We start from the raw sequence: 789 nt of genomic DNA, 5'->3' as shown, positions 1-789 counted from the left end.
GGGCTTGCGCGCACCTTCGTCGAGTTGCGGCAGCGCGAAGAGCTCGCTCCAGATCGCCCAGGCCTCAGTGAGCTCGTCGCCGTCGGCGCCGACCAGCAGCGGCACGGACAGCGAGGGATCGCGATGCACGAGGACGAGAGCTTGTGCCTCGTCATTGCCGCGCAGCGCGACACCGGTGAAGTCGCTGACGCGGACGTTGATCGCCATCTGCATGCCGCGGACGGCACGGCGCAGCACGACACGTTCGCGATGAAGCTCGATCTGCCGGACATGTCCGTCGGCGCGCGGATCGTGCGCGTCGAAGCGGACCGGAAGGGAAAGTGGGTCGAGCCGCAGAGAGCGGCTCGACCCGGCGGGAGCGACCCCGCATGTTGCTGTTTGACGCCTCACGGCTTTAGTTCTCCCCGCCGGGATTATGTTCCCGGTCGATGCGAGGACCTTAGCGCACGGCTTTCCGAAACCGCTTAAAAAGGCTGGTTAACCCACCGTCACTGCTGCTCATGATTGACAAGAGCTTGGCGCGCATGATTGACGAGACGTTGCGCGCAAGCTGCGAATCTGAGCTTTTGGCAGGCTGAAAATGCTTGAAGTCCGCGCCATTAGGGCACATCTGTGGGTTCCGGTCCCGACCCCCGCCCCAACAGGATTTCGTTCGTGAACTCTTCACCAAGCTCGACGCTTTCGCCTAAAGCCAGTCGCGACCTGTTCGATCAGTCCGCGCTCTCCGACCTCGCGCAGCGGCTGGTCGAGGCGGCCAAGCGCGCCGGCGCGGATGCGGCCGATGCGGTC

The 789-nt window shown here is 64.5% G+C and carries 1 protein-coding gene; it reads right to left on the bottom strand.

All coding sequences use genetic code 11. The features are described from left to right. Positions 1–390, bottom strand: a 390-nt coding sequence (locus MOV75_RS40290; protein ID WP_247008408.1) for a DUF6101 family protein, incomplete at its 3' end; no start/stop codon positions are given. Between the last annotated feature and the right edge of the window lie 399 nt (positions 391–789).

The sequence above is a fragment of the Bradyrhizobium sp. PRIMUS42 genome (assembly GCF_023006515.1).
Taxonomy (GTDB): Bacteria; Pseudomonadota; Alphaproteobacteria; order Rhizobiales; family Xanthobacteraceae; genus Bradyrhizobium.
Note: the sequence above shows the minus strand (reverse complement) of the source record. Positions and strands in the feature narration are given on the sequence as shown.